Source organism: Collinsella sp. AF02-46-1, assembly GCF_003465825.1.
Lineage (GTDB): Bacteria > Actinomycetota > Coriobacteriia > Coriobacteriales > Coriobacteriaceae > Collinsella.
In genome coordinates, this window is record NZ_QSBV01000006.1 from 23,821 (window position 1) to 43,598 (window position 19,778).

Annotated in this window: 14 protein-coding genes; 2 read left to right on the forward strand and 12 right to left on the reverse strand. The window is 59.4% G+C overall.

Annotated features, from left to right (window positions below):
* Positions 1 to 2: 2 nt before the first annotated feature.
* From DWV20_RS03515 to DWV20_RS03535, 5 genes are all read right to left on the reverse strand, one after another.
* Entirely contained in the window at positions 3 to 3,431 is a 3,429-nt protein-coding gene (locus tag DWV20_RS03515; protein ID WP_233503781.1) for a DNA-directed RNA polymerase subunit beta, read from the reverse strand.
* A gap of 572 nt (positions 3,432 to 4,003) precedes the next feature.
* The gene (locus DWV20_RS03520; RefSeq protein WP_117806112.1) at positions 4,004 to 4,912 is read right to left on the reverse strand and encodes a UTP--glucose-1-phosphate uridylyltransferase; all 909 of its coding nucleotides are present in this window, start codon (positions 4,910 to 4,912) and stop codon (positions 4,004 to 4,006) included.
* 314 nt (positions 4,913 to 5,226) lie between these two features.
* Complete coding sequence (gene rplL, locus DWV20_RS03525) at positions 5,227 to 5,604, reverse strand: 50S ribosomal protein L7/L12 (protein ID WP_006235005.1); 378 nt, start codon at positions 5,602 to 5,604, stop codon at positions 5,227 to 5,229.
* Between the two features lie 102 nt (positions 5,605 to 5,706).
* The gene (gene rplJ / locus DWV20_RS03530; protein ID WP_006235004.1) at positions 5,707 to 6,228 is read right to left on the reverse strand and encodes a 50S ribosomal protein L10; all 522 of its coding nucleotides are present in this window, start codon (positions 6,226 to 6,228) and stop codon (positions 5,707 to 5,709) included.
* Between the two features lie 503 nt (positions 6,229 to 6,731).
* Positions 6,732 to 7,868, reverse strand: coding sequence for a pyridoxal phosphate-dependent aminotransferase (locus DWV20_RS03535; protein WP_118236994.1), 1,137 nt, complete (start codon positions 7,866 to 7,868; stop codon positions 6,732 to 6,734).
* 93 nt (positions 7,869 to 7,961) lie between these two features.
* Between DWV20_RS03535 and DWV20_RS03540 the strand changes: the two genes are divergently transcribed.
* On the forward strand, positions 7,962 to 8,624 hold the full coding sequence (locus DWV20_RS03540) for a hypothetical protein (protein ID WP_118236996.1): 663 nt from the start codon (positions 7,962 to 7,964) through the stop codon (positions 8,622 to 8,624).
* 1 nt (position 8,625) lies between these two features.
* Here the strand turns inward: DWV20_RS03540 and DWV20_RS03545 are convergent, their stop codons facing one another.
* From DWV20_RS03545 to DWV20_RS03565, 5 genes are all read right to left on the reverse strand, one after another.
* Positions 8,626 to 9,189 carry a uracil-DNA glycosylase family protein gene (locus DWV20_RS03545; protein ID WP_117563776.1) on the reverse strand — a complete coding sequence of 188 codons (564 nt, stop codon included), beginning with the start codon at positions 9,187 to 9,189 and terminating at the stop codon, positions 8,626 to 8,628.
* A 3-nt stretch (positions 9,190 to 9,192) separates the two neighbouring features.
* Entirely contained in the window at positions 9,193 to 10,569 is a 1,377-nt protein-coding gene (locus DWV20_RS03550) for an alpha-amylase family glycosyl hydrolase (RefSeq protein WP_117563777.1), read from the reverse strand.
* 182 nt (positions 10,570 to 10,751) lie between these two features.
* Complete coding sequence (locus DWV20_RS03555; protein ID WP_118256409.1) at positions 10,752 to 11,948, reverse strand: MFS transporter; 1,197 nt, start codon at positions 11,946 to 11,948, stop codon at positions 10,752 to 10,754.
* Between the two features lie 175 nt (positions 11,949 to 12,123).
* Positions 12,124 to 12,876: a hypothetical protein gene (locus DWV20_RS03560; RefSeq protein ID WP_117583083.1), complete on the reverse strand. Its 753-nt coding sequence runs from the start codon at positions 12,874 to 12,876 to the stop codon at positions 12,124 to 12,126.
* 165 nt (positions 12,877 to 13,041) lie between these two features.
* Positions 13,042 to 14,415, reverse strand: a complete 1,374-nt coding sequence (locus tag DWV20_RS03565) for a 6-phospho-beta-glucosidase (RefSeq protein WP_117583084.1) — start codon at positions 14,413 to 14,415, stop codon at positions 13,042 to 13,044.
* Between the two features lie 175 nt (positions 14,416 to 14,590).
* Between DWV20_RS03565 and DWV20_RS03570 the strand changes: the two genes are divergently transcribed.
* On the forward strand, positions 14,591 to 15,343 hold the full coding sequence (locus DWV20_RS03570) for a MurR/RpiR family transcriptional regulator (RefSeq protein ID WP_158550125.1): 753 nt from the start codon (positions 14,591 to 14,593) through the stop codon (positions 15,341 to 15,343).
* 62 nt (positions 15,344 to 15,405) lie between these two features.
* On the opposite strand, the gene DWV20_RS03575 is transcribed toward DWV20_RS03570, so the two are convergent.
* Both DWV20_RS03575 and feoB read right to left on the reverse strand, forming a co-directional pair.
* On the reverse strand, positions 15,406 to 17,070 hold the full coding sequence (locus tag DWV20_RS03575) for a PTS transporter subunit EIIC (RefSeq protein ID WP_158551292.1): 1,665 nt from the start codon (positions 17,068 to 17,070) through the stop codon (positions 15,406 to 15,408).
* A 314-nt stretch (positions 17,071 to 17,384) separates the two neighbouring features.
* The gene (feoB, locus tag DWV20_RS03580; RefSeq protein WP_118256410.1) at positions 17,385 to 19,745 is read right to left on the reverse strand and encodes a ferrous iron transport protein B; all 2,361 of its coding nucleotides are present in this window, start codon (positions 19,743 to 19,745) and stop codon (positions 17,385 to 17,387) included.
* Positions 19,746 to 19,778: the final 33 nt, after the last annotated feature.

The following is a 19,778-nucleotide window of genomic DNA, read 5'->3' on the forward strand; positions in this document are numbered from 1 at the left end:
AACTACTCCTTATCAGTGGTCGTGGCGGCGACAGCCTCGGGTGCCTCGGCGGTCTCGGCATCCTCGGCCTCGACGTCGGTGTCAACGCCGGCGAGCGCAGCCAGGTCGTCGAGAGCAGAGGTCTCCTCGGCGGTCACAGGGGCGGAGGCGTCCTCGTCGGCATCGTGCATGGGCTCGATGTCCAGCGCGAGGGAGCGGATCTCCTTGACGAGAACCTTGAAGGACTCGGGGATACCCGGGACAGGAACGTTCTCGCCCTTGACGATGGACTCGTAGGTCTTGACGCGGCCCACGGTATCGTCGGACTTGACGGTCAGGATCTCCTGCAGGACGTTGGAAGCACCGTATGCGTACAGTGCCCAAACTTCCATCTCGCCGAAGCGCTGGCCGCCGAACTGGGCCTTGCCGCCCAGAGGCTGCTGGGTAACCAGGCTGTAAGGGCCGGTCGAACGGGCGTGGATCTTGTCGTCGACCATGTGGCCGAGCTTGAGGATGTAGGACGTACCCACGGTAATGGGCTCGCGGAACTCCTCGCCGGTGCGGCCGTCGAACAGACGAGTCTTGCCGCGCTCGTCAAGCTGGGTGACGAACTCGGGGCGCATGTGATCGCCAAAGGCAGCGGTGGCCTTGTTGAGCATGTTCTTGTTGGCGCGACGGATGACCTCGGCGATCTCGTCCTCCTTGGCGCCGTCGAAGACGGGCGTGGCGGTGAAGAACGGACCGGGGACGTACTTGTCGGAGTCGGCCTGCTCGGTATCCCAACCGCAGGCAGCAGCCCAGCCAAGGTGGCACTCGAGCAGCTGGCCGACGTTCATACGCGAAGGAACGCCCAGCGGGTTGAGGATAACGTCGATCGGGGTACCGTCAGCCATGTAGGGCATGTCCTCGACCGGCAGAACGTTACAGATAACACCCTTGTTGCCGTGGCGGCCGGCGATCTTATCGCCCTGCTGGATCTTACGACGCTGGGCGACGTAGACGCGCACCTGCTCGTTGACGCCGGGGGCCAGGTCGTCGCCGTTCTCGCGGCTAAAGCGGACGACGTCGATGACGCGGCCGTAAGCGCCGTGAGGCATCTTAAGGGAGGTGTCGCGGACATCGTGGGCCTTGGCACCGAAGATGGCGCGCAGCAGGCGCTCCTCGGCGGTCAGAGCGCTCTCGCCCTTAGGCGTGACCTTACCGACCAGGATGTCGCCAGGGCCGACCTCGGCGCCGATGCGGATGATGCCGTCCTCGTCGAGGTTGGCAAGCATGTCCTCGGAGAGGTTCGGGATCTCGCGGGTGATCTCCTCGGGGCCGAGCTTGGTGTCGCGGGCGTCGATCTCGTGACGGGTGATGTTGATGGTCGTCAGCAGGTCCTCGGCCACCAGGCGCTCGGACACGACGATACCGTCCTCGTAGTTAAAGCCTTCCCACGGCATGTAGGCCACGGTGAGGTTCTGGCCCAGTGCGAGCTCGCCGTGATCGGTCGAAGGACCGTCAGCCAGAGGCTCGCCCTGCTCAACGGTGTCACCGACGCGCACGAGCGGACGGTGGTTGATGCAGGTGGACTGGTTGGAGCGCTGGTACTTGGCCAGGTGATACTCGTCCATGCCGCCGGCATGCTTGACGATGATCTTGGCGGCGTCGGCAAAGATGACCTCGCCGGCATTCTTGGCCAGGGTGACCTCGCCGGAGTCCAGAGCGGCGCGACGCTCCATGCCGGTACCGACATAGGGAGCGGCGGGGTGAACCAGCGGCACGGCCTGACGCTGCATGTTAGCGCCCATCAGCGTACGCTTGGCGTCGTCGTGCTCAAGGAACGGGATCAGCGTGGCTGCGACGGAGAGCATCTGGCGCGGCGAGACGTCCATGTAGTCGACGTCCTCGACAGGCACGTCGGCGGGAGCGCCGAAGGAGCCGTCGAAGTCGCGGGTACGGGCGATCACGGTGTGCGGACGGACGATCTTGCCCTCGGCATCGGTCGTGATGAACTCGTTGGTCTTGGGATCGAGCGGCGTGTTGGCCGGCGCGATGACGTGCTTCTCTTCCTCGTCAGCGGTCATCCAGTCGATCTGGTCGGTGGCAACGCCGTTCTCGACGCGACGGAACGGGGCCTCGATGAAGCCGTACTCGTTGACGCGGGCGTAGAGGGCGAGCGAGCCGATCAGGCCGATGTTGGGGCCTTCGGGGGTCTCGATCGGGCACATGCGGCTGTAGTGCGAGTTGTGAACGTCGCGGACGGCCGTCGGCACGTTGGTGCGGCGGCTGGAGCCCGACTTGTGGCCGGCAAGACCGCCAGGGCCGAGTGCGGACAGACGGCGCTTGTGGGTCAGACCGGTCAGGGGGTTCGCCTGGTCCATGAACTGCGAGAGCTGCGAGGAACCGAAGAACTCCTTGATGGAGGCCACGATCGGACGGATGTTGATAAGCGACTGCGGGGTGATCTCGTCGATGTCCTGGGAGCTCATGCGCTCACGGACGACGCGCTCCATACGGCTCATGCCGATACGGAACTGGTTGGCGACGAGCTCGCCGACGGTGCGGATGCGGCGGTTGCCAAAGTGGTCGATGTCGTCGACCTTGAAGCCCTGCTCGCCGGCAGCGAGGGACAGCAGGTAGCGCAGCGTCGCGACGATATCCTCGTCGGTGAGCACCGTGACCTCTTCCTCGGTGGTGAGGTTGAGCTTCTTGTTGACCTTGTAGCGACCGACGCGGGCCAGATCGTAGCGCTGCGGGTTGAAGAGCAGACCCTCGAGCAGGCTGCGGGAAGCGTCCACGGTGGGAGGCTCGCCCGGGCGCAGACGACGGTAGATCTCGATGAGAGCATCCTCGCGGGTAAGGGCGGTGTCGCGCTCCAGGGTGCGCTTGATCACATCGGAGTTGCCGAGCAGCTCGATGATGTCGTCGTTGGTGACGGCGATGCCAAGGGCGCGCAGGAACATCGTGGCGCTCTGCTTGCGCTTACGGTCGATGGAGACCATGAGCTGGTCGCGCTTGTCGACCTCAAACTCAAGCCAGGCACCGCGGGACGGGATAATCTGGGCCTTGTAGATCTGCTTGCCCGAATCCATCTCGGAGCTGTAGTACACGCCCGGGGAGCGGACGAGCTGCGAGACGACGATACGCTCGGTACCGTTGATGATGAAGGTACCCTGATCGGTCATCATGGGGAAGTCGCCCATGAAGACGAGCTGCTCCTTGATCTCGCCGGTCTCCTTGTTGGTGAGACGGACGTCGGTCAGAAGCGGAGCCTGATAGGTCATATCCTTCTCGCGGCACTCCTCGACGGTGTGCGCGGGGTCGCCGAACTGATGCTCGCCGAAGGTAACCTCGAGAACATGGTTCTGGCTCTGGATGGGGCTGGATTCCTTGAACGCCTCACGAAGGCCCTCGTCCTTAAAACGCTCAAAGGATTCCCTTTGAACAGAGATAAGGTTGGGGAGCTCCATGGCCTCCGGGATTTTCCCGAAGCTGACGCGCTTGCGCTCAGTGGCAGTGTATGCGTAGGTCACCAGGTTTTTCCTCCTTCACGGAAATGCTCGGTGGGTTGGCGAGGCATAGCTTCGCCAGTTATCGCAACCTAATAGTTTATCAGGTACCGACCGTTGAGCAAGAAAAGCCTTGACGCGATTGAGTTTTTGGAGTAGCAAAGTTTTTCGACAGAAAAGATGCAGGTAGATAGGTATGTATCGAACACCTGTTCATATATTTTATGTGAACGAGACCGCTGGTGCGAGCCGCTGAACGGCGAAATGACGGCGAGGGTTGGTCAGGCGGAAAGTGCGTCCCGTTTTGAGGCCTCAAACTGGGTCGCAGTTTCCGGTTGAGCACTGTTTGGGAAAGCATATCCCGTTCTGAGCCGAAATTCCGGGTCGCAGTTTCCGCTAGGGGTTCCAACCGGAAAGCGCGTCCCAGAATTCGACCAAATTGTGGGTCGCACTTTCCGGAGCCAAGCTGTAGCTCGAATAAAAAAACGGGTGCAGACCGAAGTCCGCACCCGTAAATGTCGATGCCCGAAGGCTTACTTGCGCATCAATCCGCCGCGCTCGTCGATGGCGTCCCAGAAGGCATCGGCAAAGCGGGGGTCGTTTGCAGCCATGAGGGCGTTAGTGGCCATCCAACCAGAGGGAGTGCCAGTGTCGTAGCCCGACAGCGGGTCGATGACGACGGCGTACATGGCCTCGCGGTCGAGCGAACGGGCCATGGCGTCGGTGAGCTGGATCTCGCCGCCCTTGCCGGCCTGCTGATCTGCCAGCAAGTCCATGACCAGCGGGCTCAGCAGGTAGCGACCGACGATGTACAGGTTGGACGGAGCAGCCTCGGGAGCGGGCTTCTCAACCAGACCGCCGATACGCCAGACAGCGCCCGGCTCGGCATCGGCAACGTCCTCGGCGCCCTCGAGCGAACCGACGCGCTCGCCGGCGATAACACCGTAGCGGCTGACTTCCTCGGGCGAGCAAGCAGCGACGGCGATAACCGAAGCGCCACCGTGCTCCTTGGAAACGGCGAGCATCTTGTCGCAGATGTCGCGGTTAGGCACAACGTAGTCGCCCAGAAGAACCAGGAAGTTCTCCCCTGCCACGGCGTCGGCAGCAGAGCGAATGGCATGGCCGAGGCCCTTGGGCTCGTACTGATAACGGAAGTCGACCGGCATACCGCCAGCGTGGGCGACGGCATCGGCATAGGCGTTCTTGCCGCGCTCGCGCAGCAGGTTCTCGAGCGAACGGTCGGGCTGGAAGTAGTTCAGCAGCTCGGGCTTGCCGGGCGAGGTAACGATGATGGCGTCGTCGACCTCCTCGGGGTCGAGTGCCTCCTCGACGACATACTGGATGACCGGCTTGTCGAGCACCGGCAGCATCTCTTTGGGCGTGCACTTGGTGCCAGGCAGAAAACGCGTGCCAAGACCGGCGGCGGGGATGATTGCCTTCATGTTATTCAAAGATCCTTTCGCAGGCGCAAAAGCGCCCCGTGCGTGCGGCGCACAGCCGCAGACCAAATTGCGATACCCAAGCATCTTACCGCTGGAACTATATGTCGCTACAAGGCAGAGACAATTCTTCAGCAGGTCAACGCAAATTATTGCTCGAATGGTGCAATTTTATTGCCCAACGGCAGGGCACCCGATGCGACGCAAATCACAGAACATGGCAGTTTGAGCAACCGATGTCGGGGAACCGAAAAACAAAAAAGACGGGGCTCGCAATGCGAACCCCGTCTGCAAAGGAATCTGGCGAGAAAGCCTGATTACTTGAGGGTGACAGCAGCGCCAGCAGCCTCGAGCTTCTCCTTGGCAGCCTCGGCGTCCTCCTTCTTGGCACCCTCGAGAACAGCCTTGGGAGCGCCCTCGACGACCTCCTTGGCCTCCTTCAGGCCAAGGTTGGTGAGCTCACGGACGGCCTTGATGACCTGGATCTTGTTGTCGCCGAAGCCCTCGAGCACGACGTCAAACTCGGTCTTCTCCTCGGCCTCAGCAGCGCCAGCAGCGGGAGCGGCGACAACAGCGGCAGGAGCAGCGGCGGAAACGCCGAAGGTGTCCTCGATAGCCTTAACGAGCTCGGAAGCCTCGAGAAGGGTCATTTCCTTAAGAGCATCGATGATCTCATCGGTGGTAAGCTTAGCCATTTCTAAGTCCTTTCGGTTTCCGTGCGGATGCACGGAGATCAGTTAAAACACGGCGCGAATGCGCCAGGGGTGCGGCGTTGCCGCCGCGGGTGAAAACAGCAACTAGGCTGCCTTCTGCTCGGAGACCTGCTGGATCGAACGAGCGAGACCAGAGGAAACGCCGTTGACGCAGACAGCGATGTCGCGAGCGAAACCGGAGATGAGACCGGCGATCTGGCCGAGAAGCTGATCCTTGGTGGGCAGCTCGGCGATAGCCTTAACATCATCAGCGGAAACGGCCTTGCCGTCGGAGATACCGCCCTTGATCTCAAGGACGCCCTTGGACTTAGCGGAGAAGTCCTTAAGGGCCTTAGCGGCCTCGACCGGCTCGGACTCGTAGAACACATAAGCGACGGGGCCGGCGAGGATCTCGTCGAGCTCGGGCTGCTCCTGGTTCTTGAGAGCGATCTTGACCAGGTTGTTCTTGTAGACCTTCATCTCGGCGCCGCACTCGCGAAGCTGATGACGCAGCTCCTGAGCCTGCTTAACCGTCAGACCGTTGTAGTTGACGACGAACAGACCGGCGTTCTCGGCGATACGGGACTCGATCTCTGCAACCTTGTCGATTTTGTACTGCTGGGGCATGAATTACACCTCCTCGAATTCTTTCCGGGCACGGTCCGCCACAAGGACGTGACGGGGGCATGTCCAAAAAGAAAGCCCCCGCGCTGCATGAGCGACGGGGGCGAGAAGACATATCTACTCGACCACCTCGGCTGGCGGGATATCCCATTAAGCTCGCGGGCGATGCCCGTTTGCACCGGCTGTCTCTGGCAGCGGATTCGTGCATGAACCGAAAGTATTATGGCGGGGACCCCGGCGTCGGTCAACGGGCGCGAGGATTCGTACACAAACCCTGCATACGCTCCGGTCCGAGGGGCCGGGTTGAGATTTTCGCTCGGTCAAGTCCTGGCTCGCACGAAGAGCACATTAAGTGCTCTTCGGCTCGTGCGGAATCTACGAAAATCTCAACCCGGCCCCTCGGACCGGAGCTGCGGTAACTTTGCTGCGAATCCTCGTGTCCGTTGAGCGACGTGCCCCACTCATAATGCTTGGGTCGGTGGGCTGATGTGTTGCATCCCTGAGGGCTAAAAGGTTGAAATGAAGGTGGACAGGCGGTGGAGGCCTTCGTCTAGGTCTTTGTCGGAGACGCAGTAGCTTAGGCGGATATGACCTTCGGTGCCGAAGCAGTCGCCCGGGACTAGGGCTACGTTTGCCTCTTCGATGGCTTTGATGCAGAAGGCTTCGCTGGTTAGGCCAAACTTTTTGATGCTCGGGAAGGCGTAGAAGGCGCCTGCCGGTTCCACTACGTCGAGGCCCATGGCGTCTAAGGCTGCGAGTACGCGTTCGCGGCGGGCTCGGTAGACTTTGAGCATGGGGGTTGGGTCGACAGTCAGGGCTCGGGCTGCGGCGTCCATCTCGAAGGAGACGGCGCTCGATACTAGGTATTGGTGAGCTTTTGCGATCTCGGCGATGACGGGTGCCGCTGCCGCGAGCCAACCCAGGCGCCAGCCGGTCATGGCCCAGGGCTTGGAGAAGCTCTCGATGACGACCGTCTGCTCGCGCAGCTCCGGGCGTCGCTGGGCGAAGCGCTCGTAGCCGTCCACATAGACGAGGCGGTTGTATACGTCGTCGCAGACTACGTAGATGCCCGCCTGGTCTGCCACGCGCGCCACGGCGTCGAGCGACGCCGTATTGAGGATGCAACCCGTAGGATTGTTGGGCGAGCAGATGACGATGGCCTTGGTCGCCGGCGTAACGCAAGCGCGCAGCGCTTCCTCATCGATCTGGAATTGCGCAGGCTCCGTATCCAAAAAGACCGCCTTGGCGTGGTTGGCCACGACGATGCTTTCGTACAGGCCAAAGGCCGGCGTGGGGATAATGACCTCGTCGCCGGGGTTGAGCATAGCCATGAATGTTGCCGACAGGGCCTCGGTCGCGCCATCAGTCAGGATGACCTCGTCGGCCGAAAACGCAAGGCCCGCGTCCCCCATGTAGGCAGATAACGCCTCGCGCAGGGCGGGGCGACCGTTGTTCGGCGGATAGTGCGTGTCACCGCGGTCCAGTGCGGCGGTCACCTCGGCGCTAATCACATCGGGCGTGGGAAAATCGGGCTCGCCGAGCGCGAGCGCGATGCACCCCGGATGCTGGGCGGCGAGCGCGTTGATCCGGCGGATACCGGAGGGCTTGAGCGTGGCAAGCGAGGTATTCATGGGCAGACGCATGGCGTTCCTTTCGTAAGGGTTGCACTAGGATAGCGCGGCGAGGCGCCGTCAGACGGTGTAACCTAAACGGAAACGAGCCGGAAAGGAGATGGCATGGAGACGACCGCGCGCGGCGATGTACCAAAAACGCTGCAAACCATTGCGTATATCAGCATTCCCAATAGCGCCGATCTTGAGTTTTTGCTTTGGGACCTGCAGGATGCCATCGCCGCCTATGCACAGCTTTCCGGCACTACACTCCCCCTCCCAGTCGACTTGAAGGCAAATGACGCCGGCAGCGTTGCCGATGGCATCGTGCTGGCCATTGAAGATGTGGCTGACGATGAGACGTTGACAGCTATCGAGCAGACGCTTGAGCGCTTTGGCGGTACGGGAACGCGCGTCTATGCCGCGATTCGAGCCGCACAAGAGGGCACTGAGCAGGCGCGTGGGGCCGCCGTTCGCCTGCACAAGGCATGTGAGCGCCATGACCAATTGTGGTGTGGCGGCGTTGCCATCTGCGCCGGCAGCGGCATTGCGGCGCTTCGTCGCTCCCCGCGCATGGGACTCTTGCGGCGACCGTTTTCGGAGGCCATGGACAAGCTCGTGGGCGCCGTGCGCATGGGCTGCTCCGTCGAGCATGCACAGCGACTTGGCGGCGGCAATGCCGCCAACGTCGACGCCGACGGCATGGTTTGCGCCGAGCCAGCCGTGCCCGCGCCGATCTGGCGAGGCGTTCTGAAACGTCTGGGCGCCCACGCTCAAACAAAAATCTAAATTAAATAACAGCCCAGTCAACGGCTTCGTGCCAACGCTCGACAAGACGCTCCAGTCGCCAGGCGGCATTGGCAGGACTTGTCGAGGGTAGGACGACGGCGGGCAACCCCGTCCGATCTTGCAAGTAGCGTTTGTAGAGTCGCCCTGCCGTACCGCCGTTACAGACAACGACCTCGATCGGCGCGGCATCGGTAATGCGCTCGATATGTGCCGGCACAACGTTGCGAATGCTCGCGTCGCTCGAGCCCTTAATGTCGCAACTCTCGATCACATCCCACAGGCCCACGCCGCCGTTCAGCAGCATAGATCGCTTGGCAGCAATGGAGGCATCGAGCGTCGCGGGCTCACCGCTTGCCAAAGGATCGCCCTCGTTGGGCGGCACAGGCACACCGAGGCACGCAGCCATCACACGCCAAAAGCGATTCTGAGGGTTGCCGTAATAAAAGGCATTTGCACGCGAGAGCACCGAGGGAAACGACCCCAGCACCAAAACGCGCGAGCGCTGGTCGAACACAGGCTCAAACCCATGCTCAATATGTTGATAGTCCTCGTCAGACACGGCCATGGGCTAGGCTCTCAACAGATAGCGCACCTCGTAGGGTGCAAGCTCAAGGGTACCCGTCAGCTCGACCGTGGGCGCATCGTCGGCAAGCAGGTCGACAAAGGACCCGTTGAGCTCGCCGGCGCCAAAGGTGTAAGGCTCGCCCACGGCGTTCACCGCCACGAGCACCGTCGCGTCATCACAGGCGCGCTCGAACAGCAGCTGCTTGTTCTGGATCACCACGTTGCGATAGGCACCGTAGTTGAGAGCACAGGCCGCCGCGTCATCGGCCGAGCGAAGGTGCGCAAGCTGCGTGATGAACGCCGTCAGCTCGTTGGGCGCAGGCTCATCGAGCGCAGGTCGCAGCGCCCAGTCACCATCGGGGCCGCCCTTTTCGCCGGCAATCCCCCACTCGCTGCCATAGTAGACGCACGGAATGCCCGGCATGCCAAAGAGCATGCCATAGACGGGACGCAGGCACGACTTGTCGGTGAGGATGCTTGCCAGGCGCGGCACGTCGTGGTTGTCGACAAACGACAGCAGGTGCTTGCCGCGGTAGATGCACCACGGATCGCCGCCAAACTGGCGATGCAGCGAATGCGCGATCTCGAACATATTGACCGAGTTAAAGCTGGAGTACAGGCCCTTGTAGCACTCGTAGTTGGTGCAGGAGTCGAGCATCTCGTCGTTGACGATCTGGTTGTAGTCACCGTGAAGCGTCTCGCCGATCAGCACAAAGTCGGGCTTGAGCTCACGGGTAAAGGCGTGCAGGCGACGCATAAAGTCGCGGTCGAGCATATAGGCAACGTCCAGGCGCAGGCCGTCGACGCCAAAGACCTCGGCCCAGCGGCGCACGGACTCGAGCAGGTAATCGACCACGGCGGGGTTTTGCAGGTTGAGCTTCACGAGCTCAAAATGGCCTTCCCAGCCCTCGTACCAAAAGCCGTCGCCATAGCAGGAATCGCCGTCAAAGCTGATGTGGAACCAATCCTTGTACGGCGAGTCCCACTTACGCTCCTGCACATCGCGGAAGGCCCAAAAGCCACGGCCCACATGGTTGAAGACGGCATCGAGCACCACGCGGATGCCATGGGCGTGCAGCGTCTCGCATACGGCGGCAAAATCGGCATCCCCGCCCAGGCGGCGGTCGATATGGCGCAGGCTGCGCGTATCGTAGCCGTGGCTATCAGACTCGAGCGGCGGGTTAATCAGCACAGCGCCAATACCGAGTTTTTGCAGGTAGTCGGCCCATTGGGCGATCTTCATGATGGGCGCATCGGGGTTGGGCGCAGCGTTGGCAGCCTGGGCGAGCTCATCCTCGGCAACGGGCGCGGCGTTTTCGCGCGGAGCTCCGCAAAAGCCCAGCGGATAGATCTGATAGAACGTCGTCTCGTATGCCCACATAGCAACCTCCCGGCAAGCTCAACACAACGACATCCATTGTATGCCCAGCAGGGTAGCTATTTTGGGACGGGGCTCTTTTAGCTACCCCAGCCCCTTTCTAAGTTGCGGTGAAATACGGACTGTTTGCCGGGTTTATTGGGCTCAGCAGTCCGTATTTCACCGCAACTGATGAGGAGACGTGATTAGGCGACAGGCTTTGCGCGGTGTATGGCCGGGAATAGCACCGTGATAGCGAGAATGACACCCACGACGGCAATCGCCCCGCCCGCACAACCGATCCAGGCGATGCCGGGACCCGACACCACGGCGCCGCCGACCGCGGTGCCCGTGCCGATACCGAGGTTAAACAGGCCCGAGAAGATCGACATGGCGACGGCCGACGAGTCTGCCGGCGTGTACTTGATGAGCTCGGCCTGGAACGCCACGTTAAAGGCCGTGGAGCAGCAGCCCCATAGCGCGCAGACGGCAAGCACTGCTACGAGCGACGATGCGACCGGACCCATAAGCAGCAGAGCCACCGGCACGCCGGAGAGCGTGATAGCCAAGAACGGGAAGCGATGCCCATCGAACAGGCGGCCAAACAGCCAGCTTCCGAGCAGACCAGAACAGCCAAACGCCGTCAGCGTCATGGTGATGGCACCCGCATCGACGTGCGCGACCTGCGCCAGGAAGGGCTCGATATAGCTGTAGCTTGCGTAATAGCCGGTCGCCATAAAGACCGTGACCGCGTAGAGCGCGATCAGGAACGGGTTCTTGAGCAGCTCGGGCAGCTGCTTAACGGTAAAGCGCTCACCCGCCGGCATGGCCGGGAACACCGCTGCCTGGTACACCACCGCGGCGGCAGAGAAGACCCCGACCACGGCAAACGTCATGCGCCAGCCCACGGCCAGGCCGATGGCACGACCGAGGGGCAGGCCGAAAATCTGCGCGATAGACGAGCCCGTGGCGATCATGCTGATGGCGAGCGCCCCGTGGCGGGCGTCAACCAGGCGCGAGGCCATAATCGAGGCGACCGACCAGAACACGGCATGTGCGCAAGCGACCACCAGGCGCGCACAGACCAGGATGGGATATGTCGGTGCCACAGCGGACAGGAACTGACCCAGAGAAAACACGGCGAGCACGCCGAGCAGCATCCACTTGAACTCAAAGCGCGAGGCAAACACCATGAGTGGCAGCGACAGCAGCATGACGCCCCAAGCATAGACCGAGATCATGATGCCTGCCTGGGCCTCGGTGAGCGAGAACGATGCGGCGATATCAGTCAGAAGGCCGATGGGCATAAACTCCGACGTGTTGAACACGAACGCGCAGCAGGCGAGCCCGATAAGCGGGAGCCACTGACTGAGTGCGATACCACCTTGCTTTGTTTGAGCCATATAGGAAAACCTCTCCGATCATCTAGAGCGGTGGGCGATTATAGCAATGAGAAGTCTATAAAATGAGCAACAAAAGAATTCTTGGAAAACGATCGTTAACAGATGGCGCGCCAATTCTGCTTAGAAAGCAAGGTACGCAGAAACTCAATGTCGAAAACGCGGCTTCATCTTCGGGCTATCGCGCCTGCTCGGATACGCACAAGGACACCCCCATGAGCACGTCAATTTCGAGCCAACTCGCAACCGCACAATGAACTAGCAAAAGCAGCATATAAGCAAACGCCCCATAATAAAGTCCCTCATGTACAAGCGCCGTCACTGAAAGTGCCGACGGCAGCGCCGCACTCGAAACTACCCATCCAACAAGAACCTGGATAGCGCAACTTGCAACCAGGTTCCATGCCACCAGCAGCGTTGCGGGACGCGCGATTTCCCTGCAGGAGGAACGAAGCACCGTGACCGAACGCATGATGTAGCGTGGTGCAAACCGAATGCCTCGTAGTCCCCTCTGCTCCACGTCCGCATCTTCAATTAACACGAATACGAACGACGCGGAAAGAAGCGTCACGATTACTGCCACCACAAGCGAGCACAACACCCCGAGCTGGCTGCTCGCAAGCGAGGCAAAGACTACAATTGCCGATAAAATCAAGTGAACCAAATAAATTAGCAGCGCCCCAGAAATCTGGAGGGGAACCGTCGAGGCCAAGAGATAAACCGGAGGGGTTCGAGCAGGTTGCACCGTCTCTTTGGACCGGTCGACGGCAAATAATGAAAAAGCCACATTCGATAGAAGCAGGTTTAAAAAGGCCGCGACCACAGTGCAAATAAGCGTAATGGACGGATTGATATAGGCGAGCTCAGTTGCAACGTTTGATACACCAATTTGAAGCGCGCTCATAACAAACAAGGGGATATATAACGCCATCGTGCAGCCACTCCGGCATCCCTTCGCCCGATCGCCCGATTCCAGAAAGACATTGAAGTTCTCTCGCAAGTTCACTCTATACCCGTTTTCTTACTAGGCAGGGCGAACGAGCGCCAATATAAACGCCGGTCCGCCCATCCATGATTTCTAGTTTTAACGTCCAGACTAGTCTGTCCAGCCGTCGATGTAGTCGCGGTTAAGCTCAAAGTACTGCGCGGCGATGTCTTTCGCCAAGGAGTACGAATTAACGAGCGGGTGCATCGCGAGGCTCTCGACAATGTCGCGCTTCGATCGGTTAACGATGCCACGCGCCACGGTGCGCTCGTAGTACTTGACGCGACGAATCAATTCGAGGTTTCCCGCGGGCACAGAATCGGCTTCGACGCGATGCGGTACACAGCCATCGGTGGAGATATCGCACGTTGACTCGATGACATCTGTATCGAGAAGGCCGGGGATGGCGCCATTGTTGGGGGTGCACAGGATCATCTGCTGCGTCTTGCCAGAGCGAGCAATATCCATGAAACGGAGCGCAACACCTGCGTATCCGCCAGCATCTTTGCCGTACACGTCAAACGTCCACGGCTTGTCGCGGTGAATACCTGTCTCGGCCGCCATGTAGTTGTTTTCGCGCATTCCATACCACTTCTCAAAGCACGCGAGGCCCTTTTCGAAGTCGTTCTCAATATCGATAGATGCAAGCTCGCTCGTCATTTCTCGATTAATTTCTTCGATTAGTTCGCCGCGCGTCTGGGGCGAAGAGAGAACGTTGGCAACGGCGCGCTCGCGATAGTAGAAATAGTATAGGTACTCATTTGGCACGCATCCGCGATTTAGAACGAGATCCTTCTCGAAGAACCTAAGATCCGTATGAGCATATGCCCCGTCGTCGTGGATCAAGTCGGGCATGATGTCCTCGCCGTCAACCGTCACATTGCGGAAGAACGAGAGGTGGTTGAGTCCATAGCACTCGCCCTGAACCGATGCGGGATCAACGCCTTTATACTCGGCAAACTGATGCAACATGCCCGAGGGGGCATCGCAAATGCCATAAGTAAAATCGTAGCCCATATCGCGTAAGGCCTGAGATACGACGCCAGCGGGATTAGTAAAGTTAAACACCTTGACGCCCGGCTTTGCGTACTTCTTGATTAACTCGCAATACGAAGCAAGCGCAGGGACGGAGCGCATGGCAAAAGACACGCCGGCTGCGCCAGTCGTCTCTTGGCCAAGAACCCCATGTGAGAGAGCAATGCGCTCATCGCGAACGCGCATATGGTCCCCACCGACGCGAATCGTCGTGATCACGTAATCGGCGTCCTTAACGGCCTCGACTGCATCGCCCGTCAATGAAAAATTAAGCGTGGGGCAAAGCATGCCCGAGACATGGGCGGCAAGGCCACCGTAGATGCGCAGCTTCTCGGGATCATTGTCCATAAACACAAGTTCATCGATTCCAAGCGATGACGCCTGCTGGGCTATGCTCTTTGCCAAAAACATGGAGCGGACGCCACCGCCGCCTATGACCGTAAGTTTCATATCGAAACCCCCAATTAGCACATTCAATATTGCATGGTTCGCCTGTGTATGGATATTGTATCCAGCATGGAGGGCCGCTTCCCGCCCCGGCTGCAAGGCGGGAAAGGAATTCCCCAAGGAGTTATTATTTACGCAACGGAAGCGGCCACACACGTCCGGCGGGAAGGGAGCACCGATGGTTGATAAAAAGCAGATTTCCAAGCTCTACTCAGCCGCAAAGCTATCCGAAACCGAGCAAAGCGTACTCGAATACCTGCTCAACAATATCGACACCCTCGATGATATTGGCATAAAACCCGTCGCCATGGCATGCTTTACCAGCATGACGACAGTCATCAGGCTTTCGAAAAAGCTCGGCTACCGTGGCTACCGCGAAATGATGTACGATCTCAAGCACCTTCAGCATGTCTCCCGCGAAATGAATCAATCACTCAAAGACAGTAGCGTCCACTTCGTATGCCACACCGGAGATGTAGACGTATTCATCGCCGCACTGCATCGCAACAGAATGATCGGAGTAAACGGAGAGGGCTTCTCACGCATCGTTGCGCAGTACATGGCGACCAAGCTCGTTGGACTTGGCTTTTTGGCCGTCATACAGGACTTCCTAGAAACCGATCAGTTTGTCGAATCCAACCGAAATACGCTCAGCTGCATGATGCTCATATCCAAATCGGGCCAGACAGAAGCCATCCTGGAAACCGCAAGGGCATGCCACGACGCGGGCATTACGACCCTCGCGTTTACCGGCAACGAAGACAGCGAGCTCGCCAAGACGGCAGACGCGATCTTTACGATACATGACGATCACCCAATGGATCTTAAGAACGTTAAGCCTAACTGCTTTACCGGAAGTTGTATTCTCGCATTCGAAGAACTATTGAGTATCTGCCTTGACAATCTAAAACAAGAAGGCTTGGCTCCCTAAATCATGCGATAGGAAGCCAAGCCCTGGAATTGCGCTATGCAATTGAAAGCCACTTGCGCGTTTTACTCGTCACCGAGAACTTCGTGCACCTCAGAAGCGACTTCGCCGACACGAGGACCGTAAATGACCTGGATTGCCTTGTCGCTCAGGCGGATAACGCCCATAGCTTCAAGATTCTTGGTGAACACCTCGTCGTCTGCAACCTTAGAACCATCCTTGACAATCACGCGAAGACGTGAGATGCAGTTGTCAAGATCATCAATGTTGTCGGCTCCACCAAGCGCTTCGACAATGCCAACAGCAAGCGCGCTGTCCTTGGTCGCACGGCCCTGGACTGCCTTCTCGGGAGTGCTATCAGACTCGCCCTTTGCCTCAGCGGCCTTTGCCTCGAACTCGGCTCTGCTGTTGATCAACTCAATATCGTCACCATCGTCTCGACCGGGCGTCTTGATATCGAACTTAGTAATAAAGAACCGGAAGAGGAAGAAAGCTGCCAGGAAAAAGGCGGGGAGCAGAATAAGGTACGGAAGCAGATTAAGCTTCTCGGGGCGGAATAAGAATGGGATCAGGTCCTTGATATTTCCCTGGTACACCGAAACGCCCATTGCCTCCGAGAGAACTTCACCCAGTCCGGAAAGCGGAGCGTAAACGCCAAAGTAGAGCCAGGGGGCGGCAAACAGGAACGTAAAGAGAATAGGCTCCGTAACGCCAAAGAAAACAGTCGAAATCACTGTGGGGATTAAAAGACCAGCAACCTTCTTGCGGTTCTGGGGCTTGGCACAAGACCACATAGCAAGGGCGATGCCCGGGAACAACGCGTAATCGTTAATGCCATAGCCAGCCATGAAGGCCCTAACCAAGAGCTTGTCGCTACTGGGAGAAGCGAGCTGTGCAAGCTGAATAGCGCTATTGCCCACCACGCGCGTTCCGTCGACGACCATGGAGCCGCCAAGCTCAGTCCAATACATGGGCGTCTCGAGCAGCGGATGCAAGCCAAACGGCACAAGGCTCTCGAGCACCCAGCGATAGACAAACGTACCGACCAGACCGGAGCCTTTCACGAACGTCGCAATACCCGAGAAGCATCCACCGATGACGGGCCAAACGAAGTACATGATGCCGCCCAGGACGCCACCGGCGACCAGCGATACAATGGGAACCGTTCGACTGCCCGCAAAAAACGCCAGCGCCGTTGGAAGCTTGGTCTTGTAAAAACGGCCGGTGATCCAGGCGACCAGGCAGCCCACGATAATGCCGCCAAAGACACCAGAGCTGTAGCCAAAAAAGCCGAGCGAGGTAGTGTAGAGTGCGGACTGCTCACTCGCCTGAATGGACGTAAGGCCGACCTTCTGAAGAGCTTCCACCGTTGTATTGTCGGCAGCCAAGCCAGCTGCTCCAAGCAGAATCTCAACCGTCTTGAGCATGGTGAGATAGCAGACAAGGGCAGAAAAGGCAGCCCAGCCCTTCTCTTTGCGAGACAAGGAGAAGGCGCAGCCGACGGCAAACAAAACACCGAGGTTTCCAATGATTACCTCGCCGAGACCCTTAAATACCGAGAAGAACGTAAAGAGCGGCGAAGCGGCATACCAGTCCCAATTAACGCCAAGGGACACAAGGGTCAGTTCGGTCGTAAAAACGCTACCGATACCCAAAAAGAGACCGGAAATGGCAATGAGCGTAATCGGAACGAGCATTGCCTTTCCGAACGATTGGAATTTTTCTTTCATCAATTCCCTCCTCAATGAGCCTCTACAAACGACTATTGCACCCCACGTCCCCACACAGGCGAAACGGAAGACATGTTCGGCAATAGACACAAAGTGATTGTAGAAAGGGGCACACAAAATGCGCATCGGCATCGCGTAATGCGGTTAAATCGACCGACGATTGCAAGTATTTACGAATCCGTAAACGGCAGCAAATAGGCAGCGAACGGCAACCTGCAGCGTAGGACAGTCCCCGCAGGCCGACAATTACCGGTATTTTGGCTCATATTTATTGAATTGTTGCTCGCCCAAAAGCGCGGAGCATCAACGCGCCCCTAAGCCAACCCCAGCAATATGCCCGCCGAATGCACGACAAACGCCACGATCCAGGCGACCGTCACCTGAAACGCGAATACGGCCACGGCATAGCGCGCGCCCAACTCGCTCTTGACGGCGCCGATGGACGCCACGCAAGGCGGGTACAGCAGCGTAAAGACCAAGAACACGTAGGCGGTAAACGGCGAAAACATGGCTGACAGTGCCGCGGGAGAGGTTGCGCCCAAAAGCACCGTGAGCGTCGAGATGACGCTCTCCTTGGCAATAAGTCCCGTGACGAGTGCCGTCGAGGCGCGCCAGTCGCCAAAACCGAGCGGGGCCAACACCGGTGCGATGATGCTACCTAGACCGGCAAGCAGGCTTTGCGACTGGTCGGCGACCACGTTAAAGCGGATATCGAACGTCTGCAGGAACCAGATGACCACCGTAGCGGCAAAGATAATGGTAAAGGCCTTGGTAATAAAGTCCTTGGCCTTATCCCATGCCAGCATCACCGTCGTCTTGACGCTCGGCAGGCGGTAATTGGGGAGCTCCATGATAAACGGCACCGGGTCGCCCTTAAATGCCGTACGGTTGAGCACCAGAGCCGCAATGCAACCAACCGCAATACCAATCAGATAGAGCGAGACCATGGCGGGAACCGTCGCCTGTGGGAAAAACGCCCCGCACAGCAAGCCGTAAACCGGCAGCTTGGCCGAGCAGCTCATGAACGGTGTGAGCATGACCGTCATCTTGCGGTCGTGCTCGGATGGGAGCGTACGGGTCGACATGATAGCCGGCACGGTGCAGCCAAAACCGACGAGCATGGGCACAAAGCTGCGGCCCGACAGGCCAAAGCGACGCAGCACCTTATCCATGACAAAGGCCACGCGTGCCATGTATCCGGAGTCTTCCAGAATGGAGAGGAACAAGAAGAGCACGACGATAATCGGCAGGAAGGTCAGCACGCTACCCACGCCCGTAAGCACGCCGTCGACAGCCAGCGAGCGCACCACGTCGTTGGTTCCGAACGCCTTGAGGCCCGCATCGGCCGAGGCGATGATGGCAGCGATACCGTCCTCCATGAGTCCCTGCAACGCCGCGCCGATCACGCCAAACGTCAGCCAAAATACGAGGCCCATGATCACCAGGAACGCCGGAATGGCCGTGTAGCGACCCGTCAGGATGCGGTCGATCTTGACGGAGCGCACGTGCTCGCGGCTCTCGTGCGGCTTGACAACACAACGCCCGCACATGTCGCCGATAAAGGTAAAGCGCATGTCGGCCAGTGCGGACAGGCGGTCGGTGCCGGCTTCGCCCTCCATCTGGGTAATGATGTGCTCGATGGCGTCGAGCTCGTTACGGTCCAGATGAAGTGCCTCGGTCACCAGCTCATCGCTCTCAACCAACTTGGTCGCCGCAAAGCGCACCGGGATGTGGGCCGTCGCGGCATGGTCCTCGATAAGGTTGGCGATGCCGTGAATGCAGCGATGCAGCGCGCCGCCGTCTGGACCATCGGGCGCGCAGAAGTCCAGGCGACCGGGGCGCTCGCGGAACCGCGCCACGTGCAGAGCATGTTCCACCAGCTCGCCGATACCCTCGTTGCGGGCAGCGCTAATGGGGACAACGGGCACGCCCAACAGGCTCTCGAGCAGGTTGACGTCCACGGCGCCGCCGTTGGCCGTCACCTCGTCCATCATGTTGAGCGCGATAACCATAGGGCGATCGAGCTCCATAAGCTGCAGCGTCAGGTACAGGTTACGCTCGATGTTGGTGGCGTCGATGATATCGATGATGGCGTCGGGGTGCTCATCCAGGATAAACTGGCGGCTTACGATCTCCTCGCCCGTGTACGGCGACAGAGAGTAAATGCCGGGCAGGTCGGTAACGCTTGCCTCGGGGTGGTTGCGGATGGCGCCATCTTTGCGGTCGACCGTCACGCCAGGAAAGTTACCGACATGCTGGTTGGAGCCCGTCAGCTGGTTGAACAGCGTGGTCTTGCCGCAGTTTTGGTTGCCGGCGAGGGCGAAATGCAGCGGCGCACCCTCGGGCACGGCCGTCTTGGCCGCGCGGGGCGAATACGTGCCCTCGCCCAGTGCCGGGTGCTCCGTCGTGCCGATTGCGGCGTTAGCGCGCGGACCCGTATCGGTGTCGTGGATACCCACGAGCTCGATGCGAGCGGCATCGTCCTTGCGCAGCGTCAACTCGTAGCCACGCAGGCGAATCTCGAGTGGATCGCCCATAGGGGCGTACTTCATCATGGTGACTTCGGTGCCCGGTGTTAGGCCCATGTCCAAAATATGCTGTCGGAGTGCCTGATCGTCCGATGCCACCGATGCGACAACGGCGTCCTTTCCAATCTCGAGCGTATCGAGCTTCACGCGCTCATCCTTTCGTTAGACGCGGCTAACCGT

Excerpts from the sequence above, each read along its gene's own strand:
- DWV20_RS03560 (WP_117583083.1), bottom strand. The coding sequence starts at position 12,876 with ATGGCGTTATATATCCCCTTGTTTGTTATGAGCGCGCTTCAAATTGGT.
- rplJ (WP_006235004.1), bottom strand. The coding sequence starts at position 6,228 with ATGCCCCAGCAGTACAAAATCGACAAGGTTGCAGAGATCGAGTCCCGT.
- DWV20_RS03575 (WP_158551292.1), bottom strand. The coding sequence starts at position 17,070 with ATGAAAGAAAAATTCCAATCGTTCGGAAAGGCAATGCTCGTTCCGATT.
- DWV20_RS03540 (WP_118236996.1), top strand. The coding sequence starts at position 7,962 with ATGGAGACGACCGCGCGCGGCGATGTACCAAAAACGCTGCAAACCATT.
- DWV20_RS03535 (WP_118236994.1), bottom strand. The coding sequence starts at position 7,868 with ATGCGTCTGCCCATGAATACCTCGCTTGCCACGCTCAAGCCCTCCGGT.
- DWV20_RS03515 (WP_233503781.1), bottom strand. The coding sequence starts at position 3,431 with ATGGAGCTCCCCAACCTTATCTCTGTTCAAAGGGAATCCTTTGAGCGT.
- rplL (WP_006235005.1), bottom strand. The coding sequence starts at position 5,604 with ATGGCTAAGCTTACCACCGATGAGATCATCGATGCTCTTAAGGAAATG.
- DWV20_RS03565 (WP_117583084.1), bottom strand. The coding sequence starts at position 14,415 with ATGAAACTTACGGTCATAGGCGGCGGTGGCGTCCGCTCCATGTTTTTG.
- DWV20_RS03520 (WP_117806112.1), bottom strand. The coding sequence starts at position 4,912 with ATGAAGGCAATCATCCCCGCCGCCGGTCTTGGCACGCGTTTTCTGCCT.
- DWV20_RS03570 (WP_158550125.1), top strand. The coding sequence starts at position 14,591 with ATGGTTGATAAAAAGCAGATTTCCAAGCTCTACTCAGCCGCAAAGCTA.
- DWV20_RS03545 (WP_117563776.1), bottom strand. The coding sequence starts at position 9,189 with ATGGCCGTGTCTGACGAGGACTATCAACATATTGAGCATGGGTTTGAG.
- DWV20_RS03550 (WP_117563777.1), bottom strand. The coding sequence starts at position 10,569 with ATGTGGGCATACGAGACGACGTTCTATCAGATCTATCCGCTGGGCTTT.
- DWV20_RS03555 (WP_118256409.1), bottom strand. The coding sequence starts at position 11,948 with ATGGCTCAAACAAAGCAAGGTGGTATCGCACTCAGTCAGTGGCTCCCG.